The 15,619-nt window shown below is 42.7% G+C and carries 11 protein-coding genes and 1 other RNA gene; 5 read left to right on the forward strand and 7 right to left on the reverse strand.

Annotated elements, in window-relative coordinates; all coding sequences use genetic code 11:
- Positions 1-26 precede the first annotated feature (26 nt).
- Both HY805_03160 and HY805_03165 read right to left on the reverse strand, forming a co-directional pair.
- Entirely contained in the window at positions 27-2,276 is a 2,250-nt protein-coding gene (locus HY805_03160) for a DUF3108 domain-containing protein (protein ID MBI4823215.1), read from the reverse strand.
- A gap of 16 nt (positions 2,277-2,292) precedes the next feature.
- Positions 2,293-2,724 carry a hypothetical protein gene (locus tag HY805_03165; GenBank protein MBI4823216.1) on the reverse strand — a complete coding sequence of 144 codons (432 nt, stop codon included), beginning with the start codon at positions 2,722-2,724 and terminating at the stop codon, positions 2,293-2,295.
- Positions 2,725-2,872: 148 nt separating this feature from the next.
- On the opposite strand from HY805_03165, the gene HY805_03170 reads away from it, so the two are divergent.
- The 5 genes from HY805_03170 (at position 2,873) to HY805_03190 (ending at position 12,204) form a co-directional block, all read left to right on the forward strand.
- The gene (locus HY805_03170; protein MBI4823217.1) at positions 2,873-5,596 is read left to right on the forward strand and encodes a PD-(D/E)XK nuclease family protein; all 2,724 of its coding nucleotides are present in this window, start codon (positions 2,873-2,875) and stop codon (positions 5,594-5,596) included.
- 1 nt (position 5,597) lies between these two features.
- Complete coding sequence (locus HY805_03175; GenBank protein MBI4823218.1) at positions 5,598-8,417, forward strand: UvrD-helicase domain-containing protein; 2,820 nt, start codon at positions 5,598-5,600, stop codon at positions 8,415-8,417.
- 127 nt (positions 8,418-8,544) lie between these two features.
- Entirely contained in the window at positions 8,545-8,682 is a 138-nt protein-coding gene (locus HY805_03180) for a hypothetical protein (protein ID MBI4823219.1), read from the forward strand.
- Positions 8,683-9,220: 538 nt separating this feature from the next.
- Positions 9,221-10,891 carry a proline--tRNA ligase gene (locus HY805_03185; GenBank protein MBI4823220.1) on the forward strand — a complete coding sequence of 557 codons (1,671 nt, stop codon included), beginning with the start codon at positions 9,221-9,223 and terminating at the stop codon, positions 10,889-10,891.
- Positions 10,892-10,932: 41 nt separating this feature from the next.
- Positions 10,933-12,204, forward strand: a complete 1,272-nt coding sequence (locus HY805_03190; protein ID MBI4823221.1) for an amidohydrolase family protein — start codon at positions 10,933-10,935, stop codon at positions 12,202-12,204.
- On the opposite strand, the gene recR is transcribed toward HY805_03190, so the two are convergent.
- The 5 genes from recR to HY805_03215 all read right to left on the reverse strand — a co-directional run bounded on the left by recR (position 12,201) and on the right by HY805_03215 (position 15,274).
- On the reverse strand, positions 12,201-12,791 hold the full coding sequence (gene recR / locus HY805_03195; protein ID MBI4823222.1) for a recombination protein RecR: 591 nt from the start codon (positions 12,789-12,791) through the stop codon (positions 12,201-12,203). The genes HY805_03190 and recR overlap by 4 nt on opposite strands.
- 4 nt (positions 12,792-12,795) lie before the next feature.
- Positions 12,796-13,137 carry a YbaB/EbfC family nucleoid-associated protein gene (locus HY805_03200; protein MBI4823223.1) on the reverse strand — a complete coding sequence of 114 codons (342 nt, stop codon included), beginning with the start codon at positions 13,135-13,137 and terminating at the stop codon, positions 12,796-12,798.
- On the reverse strand, positions 13,138-14,718 hold the full coding sequence (gene dnaX, locus HY805_03205) for a DNA polymerase III subunit gamma/tau (protein MBI4823224.1): 1,581 nt from the start codon (positions 14,716-14,718) through the stop codon (positions 13,138-13,140).
- A gap of 15 nt (positions 14,719-14,733) precedes the next feature.
- Positions 14,734-14,831: signal recognition particle sRNA small type (ffs, locus tag HY805_03210), an RNA gene on the reverse strand.
- An 8-nt stretch (positions 14,832-14,839) separates the two neighbouring features.
- Positions 14,840-15,274, reverse strand: a complete 435-nt coding sequence (locus HY805_03215) for a hypothetical protein (protein MBI4823225.1) — start codon at positions 15,272-15,274, stop codon at positions 14,840-14,842.
- Between the last annotated feature and the right edge of the window lie 345 nt (positions 15,275-15,619).

Consider the following 15,619-nt stretch of genomic DNA (forward strand, 5'->3'; position numbering starts at 1 on the left):
AAATATGCAACAAATGTAAAGGGTTACTACTTACTGTCTACGAGTTCCGCTGTTATAGAGCCAACCTTAACCTTCATTTTTACCCTGACAGGTAGCCTTCTTTCGTCATCCGAAAGCCACATACGGATTTCGTTTTTTTTGGATGCTGAGCGCATAGAGGATTTAACGACAATCGTATCGAATATGCCCAATGGGGTCTTAATCTTTTCTTTTCTTAAGACAGAAACCTCTACATCCCATGTCTGTGTGGTGCTATTCACATGGTCAAACATTATAGCCGCATTGTCTTTATGGTGGAATATCACCTCTTTGTTTTTCCTGTGTACTCCCTCTTTCATGTCCATGTGATAGCTAAGTGGAAGCAATAGGCGGTCATCTAAGAGCGTAGTGCTTAAGGTATCCTCAACAGGATAGAATGTGGAGATATATTTTGAGGATTTAACAGTTGCCGTAATTATCGTTGTGTCATCCGAGACCTTTTTAATCTCAAGAAGGGCTGTGCCTGCCTTTATACCGCTCCATTTGAGGCTGTAACTAAGCCTTTCGGGGTTATCGAATGCACTTTTTTGCATATCTGAGCTTAAGCCTTTGCCTTTCATATAAAGGCGTTTTACTATGCGAGCTCCTACCTCAAAGTTCTGATATTGATATTTTTTATCCATCATGCCGGAATACTCTGTTTTTGACCTCCCCACTCTGGCATCGTTCATGTCAATTACCAAAGTTGCATTCTCTATCGAAATTGAATCCGTAAATTTCGACCTGACATCAATCGGAATGTCTTGCTTGATATTGTTTTCGGCAAGCACCGCATGGATGAGTCCCCTTACAGGATTATAGTTTGCAGTATTCCTGCTGAACTCATAGGTTAATTTTTTATCCGAAAGGGTGCTTGCCCATGGAAGCCTGAGAAGCAGGATTCTTTTTATATGAGAGAAATCGGCAGATGCTACTTTTTGTCTGACGAAATTCAGTTCCATGTTTGCATTTTGAGCAGTGTTAAGTGTGTTTTTCAATGTAAGGCTGAATGAGGCAATTACAAGCAAAATGCCGATTGTCAGAGGTATATGCCTTAATCTGGAGTGTCCGAGTGCCTGCCTTATCCGATAAAGAAGCCCGAACTCTGCTATCACTATAAAAGAGGCGTATGGGAAAAATATGCGGTATTCGACAAAAGACCCCTTTGATAGGAGTATGGGAGTATTGGCAAGCAATAATAAAACTCCGAGTGCAAGTCCTATTTGCATGGACCAATAAATCGTCCTTTTCTTGCCAATGGATTTAACTGTGTCGGATTTCTTAAATCTATATGTCACAAAGATAATCCCGGCAAGAAATATGGCAAAAATTATCTTTCCTGCGCCAATGCCAAATATAGGGTGCCATATCCCTGAAATGGCTGTTTCCGAGAGCCTATAGAATAATCTAACTTTGTCAAGGAAGTCTGTAGTTAAAGAAAAATGGTATTTTGGATTTTGAAGAGCTGATATGTATTCAAGGGACGATGATATGGATGGAATAGTTAAAAGAAAAGGAAGAATCACAAACTTTTGCAATATAAAATATATTGCTATCCCTGAGACCATAAACACCATATCACGAAGGACGATTCTTCGGGTTTCATGCCATGAAGAAAACTCGGAAAACACAATTCTCATAAAAGGGAAAAGAAGTATAGATAGAGATGTCGGAGGATAAATAAACAGCGTGATAAGGAAAACGGCTTGGGCTATGGTAAGGGTTGCAAGTTTTCCGAATGTGCTCTCGTATCTACCTGCTTTATCTAAGATCATATACGAAACAATAACAAGCAGGATGTTTAATGCACCTGGCACAAAATTAGTTGCCCATACTATATAGACCTGAGATGAGGGAAGCATGACGATGCAAAATGTAATCATCAGTGGCCATAAACGGCTTAACGAAAGCCGATGGATAAGATAATAGGCGATAAGCAGTGAAGCATAAATGGAAACCAAGAATGAGATAAGACGGGCAGAGGTAAAATCAGAGATGCTCTCCAGAAATATAAACTGTATATTCAGAAACAAAGCCCCAATAGGCCTTCCCTCGAGTATCAGGTTTATTGTCTCTGGGAATTGAAGCCATGGTGCGAAATAATACCCTTTATACATGAATCTCGAATAATCGTTATGTAGGGCAAATTCAAAAACAAAGGCAGGAAGATAGGCAAGAAAGGCAAATACAGGGAAAAGAAGTAGCGTTATTTTCCCCGAGATATGCGAGTCTTTAAGTTTTCGAAAGAGAGAGGTCATTGTTTATCTCAGGCGCCTAATCGGCAATGATTACGCTCATCGGAACCGTGGGTTTTTCCTTATCATCGAGCAGTGTCTTGTCTTTATCGAAGATGTCGAATTCTAAGATATAGTTTCCAGAAATAGACATGGCAAATACCCCGACATTTACCGTAACATCTTTGTTTGGGTTTAGAGCATGGGGCAATGGCGTCTTCAGTCCTACATCTAAGAGGACTTCTTTGTTTTCTTTTGAAATCCAGCGATATGAAATATAGGTCTCATGAAGCTTATCTCTGTCTGGCCATATTTCATTGCTTTTGTTTTTAACTTTGACCATTACCTCTGTGTATTCATTTACAGGAACCGCATATAGTGGAGAGTCAACAAAAACATCGACCTTTGGTACTGTCTTTGTCATAGGCATGTCTATGAACATGCCACAGGTTGATAGATATAGGATAACCATGCCCAAAAAAACCACCCTGAAGATTAAAAAATTACGCCTGGGACTTTTCATACGATCTTGTTATACTACAGATTAAATCCGATGTCAATACAATTGTCAATTGCAGTGGCAATTTGCCTCTCCTGCCACAAATAATTTATTCTAAGACATGAGTGTTAAGGTTTTCTATGTCCCTTTCGGACAAAGGAATTTAGCAGAGACGCTTTTTAAGACAGCACTGAAAGACATTGGCATTTCTTCAGGCACAACATTACCTGACTATTCAGGTATCCTCTATATTGCACCGAGGAGAGAGATAATTGCCGAAAGGATGAGGTCGTTTCACAGGCTTGTAGGTGGCTCCTACATTCCGCCTGAGATGCTGACATTAAGTGAGATTTCAAAAAGACTCTGCTTTTCTTTCGGAAATAAGGTCATACTGCCAAACTTTCTAAGACCTGTTGTTATATCGGGCTTTGCAGAGGAAGGTATAGGCATTTCGGCAATTACCTCCGGGTTTATCGGTGAGATAAAGCACTCATACCCAACAGAGACCATGGACAAGGTGAGTGACATCATAAACTCTTTGCTAACCAAATCATGCGCGCCTCAGGCAGTTTCAAACAGGGTTTCCAATGCAATGAATACATTCAGACAATACTCTGACCTTATGCAAAGCCATGAGGCAATCGATGAGGACGATGCCCTACTACTCAGCCCCTCCATAATAGAGAAGAAACTTAATATAAAGACACTTATACTTGATGGCTTCTCAGAAGCAACGAAAGCTGAAAAATCCGTCATTTCCCAATTAATTGCTAAGACGGAAAAAACTATAATATCCATACCTGTAAGTAATAATTATACTTATTTTACGAGTAGTTATATTGATTTTATAAAGAATAACTTTAAGACTGAAGAGACCTATTTAAGTGCTGATTTAGAGGCAGGCAGGGATGTGAAGGTTACATATCATCCATTCCCTTCCGAGGAAGAGGAGGTTGAGGGTATAGCGAGGCATATAAAAAGTGCATTTATATCAGGCAGGCAGAGGAATCTCGATAGTGTTGTAGTTGCCTTTCCAGAGCTTGGAAAATATAGGGCAATGATTGCACGGGTTTTTAAAAGGTATGGGATACCCTATACAATGGCAGAGCCTTTGCCAGTTGCAGGTGAAAGGCAATTCCTTGACATGCTTTGTCTTTTAGAGAGCATAGCAGATGACTATCCGAGACTGACTTTTATGAATTTTCTTTTTTCTCCTTATTTTCGAGGACTGCCACAAGCATTAAAAAACTCTGCACCGAGGCTTTGCCTCTCTGGAATCCTGAAGGGAAAGTCTCAGTGGCTAAAGGCATTCGAGGCAGAGGGTAAGATAGTTTATTCAGCAGGGAAAAGGGTATTCAAGAGGCTTAAGCCATTAGAGACAATAAAGGATAAGGCAGGGTATAAGGATTATCTTAATGCATTAAACGAGATACTTTTGGGTTTTGGATTTACTGCAAAGGAAGACTCGGATGTTCAAACAGCTCAGGAGACAAAAGATATACTAAAATGGCTTGGTCTTGTCGATAGTATAACAGGGAAAGGCACTAACATAAGGGGATTTATCGATAGCTTAAGGTATATCCTTGAGCATATTATGGTTAAGCCCGAAGGCACAGGGGTTCAGGTCATGTCTTTGTTTGGTGCATCAGGGCTTGAGCCGGAGTTCCTTTATTTAGGTGGCTTAAAAGATGGCGAAATACCCTCTTTGCCTGAGATAGACCATCTCCTGCCTGACAGCTTAAGGACAGGGCTTGGACTGACGAACCTCAAGGCATATCTTACGAGGCAGGAGTTTCTCTATCACAGGCTTATAGCATCCTCAAGAGGGCTTTATCTTACCTATCCTACAATGGATGGAGATAAGTTTTTCCTTCCCTCGCTTTTTCTCAGGGATGCCATTGGAAAAAAACACAGGGTATCAGGGGTTTTGTGTTTGGAAGAGGAGCTTTTAAGAAAAAAAGGCGGTAAGCCCTTTTCAGAGTATATAAGGGAAATCCAGGGGCTTAAGGCATGGACCCGAGGATTTTCGGAAAACTCTTATATCCATGTTACCGAGATAGATAGCTACAGGCGGTGTCCAAGAAGATTTTTCATGGACAGAATCCTTAGCCTTAAGCCTTCTGAGATAAAGGACTACGAGCTTGAGGCTATAACAGTAGGAAGCGTAATACACAAGGTGATGGAAAAACTTATACCATGCACAGAGACAGAGATTGGTTCGTTTCGGGAAAGGGCAGGAACGGTTTTGAAGGAGGTCATTTCGGATATGAACTTAGAGCCTTACTGGAGGGCTTTTGTAAAGGAGTCGTTTCTTACATTACTGCCTGAGATATTTGAAATCGAGCAGGCTCTGAGGGCAGATGGATTTTCATTTAAGAGTGCAGAGTTTACCTTAAAAGGACAGCCATTAAAGGGCGTAAGACTTGAAGGGAAAATAGACCGAATAGATGAGAAAAATGTTCTGAACCTTCAGGATGAAAACCTTGTTCAGGTTATAGATTACAAGACAGGCAGGGCAGAGCTAATCGGCAGTCAGATACTGAAGGCAGGGGAAACACTCCAGCTTTTTCTTTATGCAGCACTTCTTAAAGAGAAAAACATAACAACTGAACGGGTGGGCATATATTCCCTCAGGGATGTTCATATTAAATGGATTCCAAGCAGGGTAGACAAGAAGACTGGACGCATCTTGAACGATTACATCTCGTCTTCGCTCAGGTTTCTTAAAGACACTGTAGAAGGTATGAGAAAGGGTGATTTTCCTGCCCTGCCAATACAGCCCGGGATATGCAGGCATTGCCATGAAAGACCATATTGTCCTTATATTCAGGGCTTAGAGGGGTGATATGCAGGAGTTTCTAAATGTTACAAAGAGTCTGATTATCTCATCTCCAGCAGGCTCAGGGAAGACCGAGAAGCTTGCAAGAAGATATATCGGTCTCCTAAAGGCAGGCTCTGATGTGGAGAGGATTCTTGCAATCACATTCACAGAGAAGGCATCTGCTGAAATGAAACAGAGAATCTTAGACATTCTCCAAAGGGATGACCAACTGTTTTTCGAAAGCATAAAGGACAAAATCCCCCTTATGCGTATCTCGACCATTCATTCTTTTTGCCTTAGACTACTTAAAAGGTTTTCCATCGAGCTTGGGCTTGACCCCTCGCTTGGAGTGTTAGATGAGTTTAATGCCTACACCCTCTGGCATCAAGCAGGGTTTGAGTGTCTTGAGACTGAAAAGAACAAGCCTTCTTTATTTTTCGATGCAATGAAAGAGCATGGCTTAAGAGGAAACGAAAGTCTTGGAAGGGTTCTCGATGAGCTCTATAGGATGAGACCCAGACCCGAGCTCATATTAAAGGAAGGATATAATATCTCCACAGAGGACGAAAAAAGGATCCTTGCCCTTTATGCGAAATGCCTCGAAAGGTATGAAATGAAAAAGCGTGAGAGGCATGCCCTTGATTTTAGCGACCTCGAAATTTTCACATACGAGGCTTTATCAGGAAGTGCAGAGTGGCATAACATACTTTATGCCTTCGATGAGCACACAGACCACCTTCTCGTCGATGAGTTTCAGGACACCTCTACGCTTCAGTGGAGGATTATAGATAAGCTTACCGAGGAGTGGCGCTCTGGCATGGGTGCAAAAAAAGATATGGGGAAGACACCAACAATCTTCCTTGTTGGAGACGAGAAACAATCGATATACCACTTCAGGGGTGCAAATGTAAGTGTGTTTGAAGCCGCAAAACAGAAGTTCTCCGAGTGGCTCGGAAAAGACTACTCCTTTGAAGAGATTAAGGACAATTACAGAAGCCTGCCTGAGATTGTGAATTTCGTAAACAGCCTTTTTGAAAGGCTCATGACTCCACAGCTTGAAAAGTGGCGCACAAGATACTGTCCATTTAACGCAATAAGAAACGGCAAAGGCGCGGTGGAGCTTATACTTTTCGAGGATGGTATTAACACAAAGCAAAACCGCATGAAAGAGGCAGGCATACTTGCAAAGGCAATAAAAGGACTTCATGGCAGATACGAGGTCTTTTCAGGAAATACAAAAAGACCTTCCAAATTTCAGGATATGGTAATTCTCCTTAGAAGAAGGACACATCTTTCTATTTTCGAGAATGCCCTGAGAAAAGAAGGTATTCCGTTTATCGTGCAGAAGGGCATAGGGTTTTTTGACGAGCCAGAGACTGCACTTCTAAGGGAGTTTGTGCTTTTTATAATCGACTCTTCTGACGATTACAGCCTGTTTAATCTTCTGAGGTCTCCTTTTTTTGGTATTGACCTCAAGAGCCTTTTTAATGTTATCTCCTCGGAAGAGGGCATCCTCAGGGAAAAACTCCATGAGCATAAGGACTTCAAGAAGGTCTCGGAACTTATAGAGTCATGGATTCAAAGGAGTGCCTTCTTACCGATTTCTATGCTCATAGAGGACATGCTGATTGAGACATCCGGATGGTCTTATTTTCAGGAGAGACAAAGATATGCAAATATCAAAAAGTTTATATCCATGGTCGAGGCATTCGAGGCAGGAGGGCTCTGTCCACTTGAGATAAGGGAAAAACTTATCAGGCAGAGACACGTTTCGGAGGTTCCAAAGGCTAATGTAAACGCAGAGGAGATGGATGCAGTCAAGATAATGACGGTTCATGCCGCAAAAGGACTTCAGTTTCCAATGGTCTTCGTTCCATCCCTCGATGAGCCAAATATGCCAAGGACATCGATGATTGCAATCGACGATGAGCCTGAAGGCATTACATTCAGCTATGAGCCCGAGACAGAAAAGCGGAAACGAAAATTGCTCTTTGAAAAGCAAAAGCAAAAAGAGCTCGAAGAGGAAAAAAGGCTTTTCTATGTTTCGCTGACAAGGGCAATGGACTACCTGTGTATGTCAGGCGCACTCAAAGACAATAAGGGGAAAGAGGCTCCAAGCAGACTTGCCTACATAAAAAGTGCTTTTGGACAATTGGAGCCCCCTCTAAACACATTTCCCTTCGATATCTTAACCGAATCAGATGTGATGAAAAGATACGAAAGCGTATCAGGTATATCCATGGAAGAAGATACGGGATTTATGTCCGAGGCGTCTTATACCTCGGCAGTTCCTTTTGAGCCTGCCTTTCAGTGGCGAACCGTCACAGAGGACATTGACATAAGGGCTAAACACGGAGATGACTGGGTCGTTACAGGAAGAATCCTTCATACGCTCTTTGAGGAGATTTCAAAAGGAATCATCTCTCCGAAGGATATAAAAGAAAGGGCAGGGCTACTCCTTAGGGAAGAGGCAATGGAAAAGCCTGCCGAAGAAAGGGTCATGGAGATTATAATAACCGACATAGAAAAACTTAATAAGAAAGGGCTTTTGGAAGGCATAATCCTGCCAAAGAAAAATTCGTTTTCAGAGCAGGCATTTCATATCCAGATAGGAAAGAATGTTTTTAAGGGAAGGATTGACAGGCTTATATTTCCTTCTGAGAAAGAGGCACTTATCTATGACTATAAGACATTTCCTGTAAGGGATAAAGAGATGCCTGAGCTTATCGAGGAATACAGGTTTCAGATGGAGGTCTATAAAGAGGCAGTGGAGAGGATTTTTAAGGTAAAGGTAAAGGCATATCTTCTTTTTACGCATCTGCCTGAGATTATTCAAATATGCTGATGTATTGCCTCTGCCTCAGTGCTTCCAAGCCAGTTTAGAAATGTCCTATTTGGTTAATTAGGACATTATCATTTTGGCAGGACATCAGGCGTTTCACAAAAGGAAACCTTTATGATAAAATTCTTCTATGAAGAGGGTGCTTTTTGTTTTGCTCATTGCAGGAGTCTTATTTACAGGCTGTAAGGAAAAGCCCAAAAACCCGATAAAGGAATACGGAACAGCACTCATTAATTCCTATGAGAGGGCTAAGGATTCGCACCCATGAAAATTTCGGTCTCTGACCACGCTTCATTCAGTCGGCAGAAGGTAACTTTTAGCAAACTCTGCCGATTAATCGGCATCGAACACGCTAAAATTTTTAACCCTTCAGCCTCCTTCATTACACTGAAATTTTCTAAAGGGGGGATTAAGGGGGATTTAGAAAAAGGTGGAAATGGACATAGTGAAACATTTCAGGTGAAACATTTCATATTGACTGCTTCCATTTTTTACTGATATAGTGCGACATATGAATAAAAAAATCTCAAAAGAAAAAAGGCTAAGGTTCAAGACTGATGCTACGGATGACAACAGAGCTGATTTGAACAATTTGAAAAAGATTGAACGCTCTAACGATGAAAATGAAGATAATTCAAACACTTAGGACAGTGCAATTTGAACATATAAAAAAGGAGATGGAAACGATTTTTGGAAGCAGTAAATCTTTAGGGGGCTGAGGTAAAAAGATAAGGTCTACCTTAGAAAAGGATACCTGCCTTGTGGTAAAATCAATGCTGATTGGATAAAGGAGGTTTTTTAAAAAATTGAGATTCTCAAGGATGTTTATTCCGACATTAAGGGAAACTCCATCTGAGGCAGAGGCAATAAGCCACAAGCTGATGCTTAGGGCTGGGTATATAAGACAGCTTGCCTCTGGGCTTTATATGTTTCTTCCACTTGGCTGGAGGGTTCTAAATAGGATTAATGCCATTATCAAGGAGGAGATGGAGGCAATAGGTGCTCAGGAGATTTCCCTGCCTGTGCTACACCCAGCAGAGATTTGGCAGGCAACAGGCAGGTGGTTTGATATAAAAGACGAGATGTTCAGACTCAAAGACAGGACTGATAGGGATATGTGTCTTGGCATGACTCATGAGGAGGTTATGACATGGCTTGCAGGAAAAGAGCTACGCTCTTACAGGCAGTTGCCTCAGATATGGTATCAGATACAGACAAAGTTAAGAGACGAGGCAAGACCAAAAAGCGGTGTGCTGAGAACAAGGGAATTTATAATGAAGGACAGCTATAGTTTCGATAAAGACGATGTGGGTCTTGAAAAAAGCTATCAAGTTCACGAGAAGGCATACAGGAGGATTTTCGATAGATGCGGGCTAACATTCTATCAGGTTGAATCAGACCCCGGAATGATGGGCGGAGGCAGCGCTCACGAGTTTATGGCACCAAGCAAAGCAGGCGAAGACGAAATTGCAATCTGTGTCTCCTGTGGGTATTCTGCAAATATAGAGATTGCACGCTCCTTACCTTCTAAGGTAAAGAAAGAGGACTGGCTTTACGAGGAGGTTCACACACCGGATAGACGAACTGTCGATGAGGTCTCTGAGTTTTTAGGCATCGGTAGGCAATATTTTATTAAAAGCCTTCTTTTAATGGCAGTCGAGGGTCCTATCCTTGCACTTATAAGAGGAGACGAGGAGCTGAACGAGAGAAAAATGCAGAGGCTGATTGGCCATTTTAGAACAGCACTTAAGGATGAGATTAAAGACACCCTCGGTGTCGAGGTAGGCTTTATAGGACCTATGGGGCATAAGCTCAGAATTATTGCCGATGATTCTCTTAAGGAAGGGGTTTATATCTCAGGCGCAAATAGATTGGATTTTCATGCAAAGGGCATAGTGCCTGGTGTGCATTTCTCTCCTGAGTGGCATGATATTCATGTGGCAAGACCTGATGAAGGATGTCCTAAGTGTGGCATGCCATTAAGAGTAGATCGCTGTATAGAAGTTGGCAATATATTTAAGTTAGGCACAAAATACTCCGTCTCTCTCAAGGCATTCTTCTTAGATGAAGACGGAATGGAAAGACCTCTCGTAATGGGCAGTTATGGCATAGGACCGGCAAGGATTGCGGCATCTGCTATAGAGCAAAATCATGACAGTGATGGAATCATATGGCATCCTTCCATATCGCCCTTTGATGTAGAGCTTATACCCCTGAACATGAAAGACAAAGACATAACGAAAACAGCGGAGACACTTTATAACAGTCTCGTCAAAGAGGGCATAGAGGTACTTTTGGACGATAGGGATGAGAGGGCAGGAGTAAAGTTCAAGGATGCAGACCTCATAGGCATTGCAAAGCATATCGTTATTGGCGAGAGAAACCTTAAGCAAGGGCTTGTAGAGATAAAAGACAGAAAGACAAAGGACTCTATAAAGGTCAAGCCTGAGGATGTAGTAAGGACGCTTAAGTCTTGAAGTCTGTAGATTATATAGTTCGGGCAGAATATCTTTTGCCAATGGATGAAAACCCCAGCCTCATTAAAGACGGCGGAGTGGTTGTTTCAGGCAGTAAGATAGTTGAAGTGGGCAGTTTCAAGGAGCTTTCAAAGAATTATAAGCCTAAGAAAATCATTGGCGGCAAAGGAAAGGCAGTTCTTCCTGGGCTCATAAACACCCACACCCATGCGGCAATGGTCCTTATGAGAGGCATGGCAGATGACATCTCTCTTAAGGAGTGGCTTGAGCGTCACATATGGCCCTCAGAGCAAAAGTGGCTTAGCCCTTCGTTTATCTCCGATGCAGTTTCTCTTGCCTGCCTTGAGATGCTTAAGGCAGGGATTACGACCTATAACGATATGTACTTCTACGAGCATGTCTCAGCCAATACTGCAAAAAAAATGGGTATGAGGGCTGTCTTAGGCTCAGGGATTTTGGATTTTCCGACAAAGACAGCAGGCTCTGTAGAGGAATATCTCAAGAATGCAGAGGAGTTCATAAAGGCATGGAAAGATGATGAGCTTATCACCCCATGCGTTGCACCCCATGCAGTCTATACCTGCAATTTAGAGACACTTAAAAAGGCATTCTTACTTTCGGAAAAATACGATACCCTGATTCACATCCATCTGTCCGAGACAAGGTGGGAGGTGGCTGAGTCTCTAAAGAGATATGGAAAAACCCCGGGTATGCTCCTTGAAGGTCTTGGCATCCTGAGCAGAAGGCTTCTTGCGGTGCATTGCATCTGGCTTTCCGATGAAGAGATAGAGGTGTTTGCAAAAAGAGGTGTTGGTGTCTCACACTGTATCGAAAGCAATCTAAAACTTGCCTCGGGTGTTGCCCCAGTCCCAAAGATGCTTAAGGCAGGCATAAAGGTAACATTTGGCACAGATGGTGCGGCAAGCAATAATGACCTGAATATTTTCTCTGAGATGTCGACTGCGGCAAAACTCCATAAGTCAGTCTCGGATGACCCGACAACGCTTCCTGCAAAGACCGTTATCAAGATGGCAACCCGATGGGCAGGAGAGGCACTGGGACTTGGAGGCATCATAGGGTCTTTAGAGAAAGGAAAATCAGCAGACCTTATAGTGGTTGACCTTCTGCGGCCGCATCTGACCCCTGTCTATAACATTTTCTCTCACATTGTTTATTCCATGAGACCATCGGATGTGGAGACTGTTATGGTAAATGGGAAGCTCGTCGTTGACAAAGGAAGGCTTCTTACAGGAGATGAGGAAGAGATACTTAATAAGGCAGGAAGATGGGGTGAAAGGATAAAGAAGGGCTAAATCCTTCTTCTTCCCTCAAGGGATTTTTTTAGCGTTACCTCGTCTGCAAACTCTATGTCCCCTCCGATTGGAAGTCCATAGGCGATTCTTGTGACTACTACATCAAATGGAGTTAATGCCTCAGATAGATAAAGGGCTGTGAGTTCGCCTTTTGTGTTTGGGTTTGTGGCGATAATCACCTCCTTTGTGCTATCTGCCTTTACTCTCTCGATTAGCTCTTTTATTCTGAGTTTTTCGGGTGTAAGTCCATCGGTTGGAGAAATCGCACCCATAAGCACATGATATAAGCCCTTAAATCCAGTCCTCTCTATAACTAAGATATTGCTGGGCTCTTCAACAACACAGAGCGTTTTTCTGTCCCTTGCATCATCTGAGCATATGAAGCAAATATCGGACTCGGTGATATTAAAGCAGTTTTTACAAAACCTTGCGGTTTCTTTCACATTCTTTATTGCCTCTGAAATGGCTTTTGCATCCTCATCAGGCATGTTGAGTATGAAGAAGGCAAGCCTCTGGGCAGTTTTTCTTCCAACTCCAGGAAGCTTTGTAAGGGCAGTTATCAGATTCTGTATTATTCCCTCTGGCACTCTGTTACCTTCCGAAGAGGCTTCCAAGTCCGCTGATTCCTGGTAGCTGAAGTCCGCCTGTTAGTTTTGACATCTCCTCGTTCATCATCTCCTGAGAGCGCCTTAATGCCTCGTTAACTGCGGCAAGTATGAGGTCCTCGAGCATCTCTATATCATCGGGATTGACAGCTTCCTTTTCGATTTTTATGGAGACTATCTCGCCACCGCCTGTGGCAGTGACAGTGACCATGCCGCCTCCTGAGGATGCCTGCACTGTTTTTTTCTTTGTCTCCTCCTGCATCTTCTGCATCTCAGCTTGAAGTTTCTGAGCCTCACGCATTATGTCACCGAGCATCTTTTTAGACATCTAAACCTCCTCTTTGTTAGGGCTCTCAGAGCCCTTTACATCTACTATTCTTCCATCGAAAAGCTCTATTACCTCTTTTATTAGAGGCTCTGACATTATCTTTTCCTTTATGTCTTTTTTCTTAAGGGTTTTTTTGCTGGTGATATCAATCTCTATATTCACCGAGCTATTAAGGATACTGGATGCTATCTCCTGTATAAGCAGGAGGTTTTCCCTTATCGGCTCTGCGCATATATCGGAGTCCTGTTTCTCGAAGGACAGGGTAATGGTATCACCCATCTTCATAAGGGTTGCCTTTGACAGCTTAGAGGCTGCTACAGGGTCATTGAGTTTTTCGGTAATAAGTTTAAGGAGGCAATCCCCTGTGATTTCAGAATCTTCTGTATTATGGATTTCAGGTTTCAAATTTGAAATTTCAGAATCTTCTCTGGCTATAGGGGGTGCAGGAGGAGTAAACCCCTCTATATTTGCGATTGCCTCTTTAATAGGTTTTAATATGCCGAGATAACTTATTTTCAGAAGGGACATCTCGAGGGCAATTCTCGGATTAGATGTAAGCCTCACATCGGATTCTGTCTTAATCATCTCGGAAAGCAAAAGGGTGAGGAAATCTGCCGAGACATTCGGAAGCCTGTTTTTCAAAGAATTCAATTCCTCTTTACTTATATCGAGTATCTCATCTGCATTGGGTGTGAGTTTCGAAACGAGTATGTCTCTTAAGAATTTTGTAAGGTCTTTTGCAAATGCCCTTGGGTCCTCTCCCTTGTCAGTCATCTGCTGGATTATCTCGATTATTTTTTCCCTGTTGGCATTTATAATCGCCTCTGTTATGTCCATGAGGACATCGAAGTCCGCACTGCCCAGGATGTCTTTAATATCAGATTCCTCAATCTCTGCCGTAGAAGAGGCAATCTGGTCTAATATCGTGAGGGCATCTCTCATACTGCCATCGGCGGCACGTGCCAGCATATCCAGTCCATGCTCTGAAATCTTTATGCCCTCTGAGTCTGCTATAAGCCTGAGCCTCTCTTTAATCTTTTGTGAAGGTATTGTTCTGAAAGGCATGTGCTGGCATCTTGAAATCACAGTCAGGGGAATCTTTTTTGGTGCGGTTGTTGCAAGCACAAAAATTACATGGGGTGGTGGCTCCTCGAGTGTCTTAAGAAGGGCATTGAATGCCGATGTTGAAAGCATATGGACCTCATCTATTATATAGACCTTATATCTTCCCTCCGAAGGAGCATATTTTACCTGTTCCCTGAGGTTCCTTATGTCGTCGACACTGTTATTGGATGCTCCGTCTATTTCCATTACATCAATGGATGAGCCTTCCTTGATAGATATGCAGGATGGGCATGAGCCACATGGTGTTGCAGTAGGTCCGCTTTGGCAGTTTAGTGCCTTTGCGAGGATTCTTGCAGTAGATGTTTTTCCAACCCCTCTTGGACCTGAGAATATATAGGCATGTGCGACATGCCCGTGCTCTATCGAGTTTTTAAGAAGTCTCTGAATAGGCTCCTGTCCTATAAGGTCATCGAACCTCTGTGGTCTCCATTTTCTTGCAATCACAAGGTAGCTCATGAAAGATTTTCCTTACAGGCAACGGCTTACTGCGGCACTGAGGCACGGTGCTTACCGTTGCTTCCTTCCGGACCTGGCGGGGTTCACACTTACCTCCTGCGCAGGGCCATTGCCTGAAATATTATTTTAACATACCATCATCCCTTTTTATTCCAAATTCGGTTTCAAGTATTTCTAAGGCAACCCTTTTCATCTCCACAGGGTCAGGCTTTTCCTTTGGCATCCTATCCTTGAGCCTTAAGGCGGCATGAAGCAGGTTTGCATATGCATAGGCGGCTTGTGAGTCTACGGCAGGGTGACACTCCAGATGTCTTCGGAACTTTTCAAGGAGCCCGTAAAGCCCCTGCATTGCCTGTTGCTCAAACCCTGCCGTGTCTACGAGCACGACTGTTCGCTCTTTCCAGCCCTCCTTCAGTTTCCACTTGTGAAGCGTCTGGGCAGATATGTTTAGTCCATATACCCTTAGCCTTTCAAGTATTGTCGGTATGTCCTTGCCAGCCATCTGCTCATAGACCATAAAGGCAAGTTCCTTGCTTTCCTTTGACCCTTTCCTCATATTAAGCCTCCTTTTAAGTTTAGTTTACTGGGGGAGGGGGGGTGTCTTCATAACCCATTGATTTTTAAGGATTCCTTCTTCCGAATGCTTCCGATTTGCTTCCGTTTTCTTCTGATTTAGTTCACTTTTGTGCAGTTTTCGTTCACTTTCTGCATTCCGACTTGTTCGGAATCTTTCTTCAGAAGGACTCCTACCCCTTTCAAACTATAGTTAGTATAGGGCTTTTGAAACCCTTTTGTCAAGTAAAAAATGGACTATGGTTTATACAGCTTTGTCATTCCCCACCTTGTCATTCTGAACCCTGAAACTGTCATCAAAAAAAAAAAAAAAGCAACCTCCTTTTAA

The sequence above is a fragment of the Nitrospirota bacterium genome (genome assembly GCA_016207905.1).
Classification (GTDB): Bacteria; Nitrospirota; Thermodesulfovibrionia; order Thermodesulfovibrionales; family JdFR-86; genus JACQZC01.

Bases quoted from the DNA above. Each gene is read 5' to 3' on its own strand.
- HY805_03200 (MBI4823223.1), bottom strand. From the start codon at position 13,137: ATGTCTAAAAAGATGCTCGGTGACATAATGCGTGAGGCTCAGAAACTT.
- HY805_03180 (MBI4823219.1), top strand. From the start codon at position 8,545: ATGAAGAGGGTGCTTTTTGTTTTGCTCATTGCAGGAGTCTTATTTACA.
- HY805_03175 (MBI4823218.1), top strand. From the start codon at position 5,598: ATGCAGGAGTTTCTAAATGTTACAAAGAGTCTGATTATCTCATCTCCA.
- HY805_03160 (MBI4823215.1), bottom strand. From the start codon at position 2,276: ATGACCTCTCTCTTTCGAAAACTTAAAGACTCGCATATCTCGGGGAAA.
- HY805_03190 (MBI4823221.1), top strand. From the start codon at position 10,933: ATGGATGAAAACCCCAGCCTCATTAAAGACGGCGGAGTGGTTGTTTCA.
- HY805_03215 (MBI4823225.1), bottom strand. From the start codon at position 15,274: ATGAGGAAAGGGTCAAAGGAAAGCAAGGAACTTGCCTTTATGGTCTAT.
- HY805_03165 (MBI4823216.1), bottom strand. From the start codon at position 2,724: ATGGTTATCCTATATCTATCAACCTGTGGCATGTTCATAGACATGCCT.
- HY805_03170 (MBI4823217.1), top strand. From the start codon at position 2,873: ATGAGTGTTAAGGTTTTCTATGTCCCTTTCGGACAAAGGAATTTAGCA.
- dnaX (MBI4823224.1), bottom strand. From the start codon at position 14,718: ATGAGCTACCTTGTGATTGCAAGAAAATGGAGACCACAGAGGTTCGAT.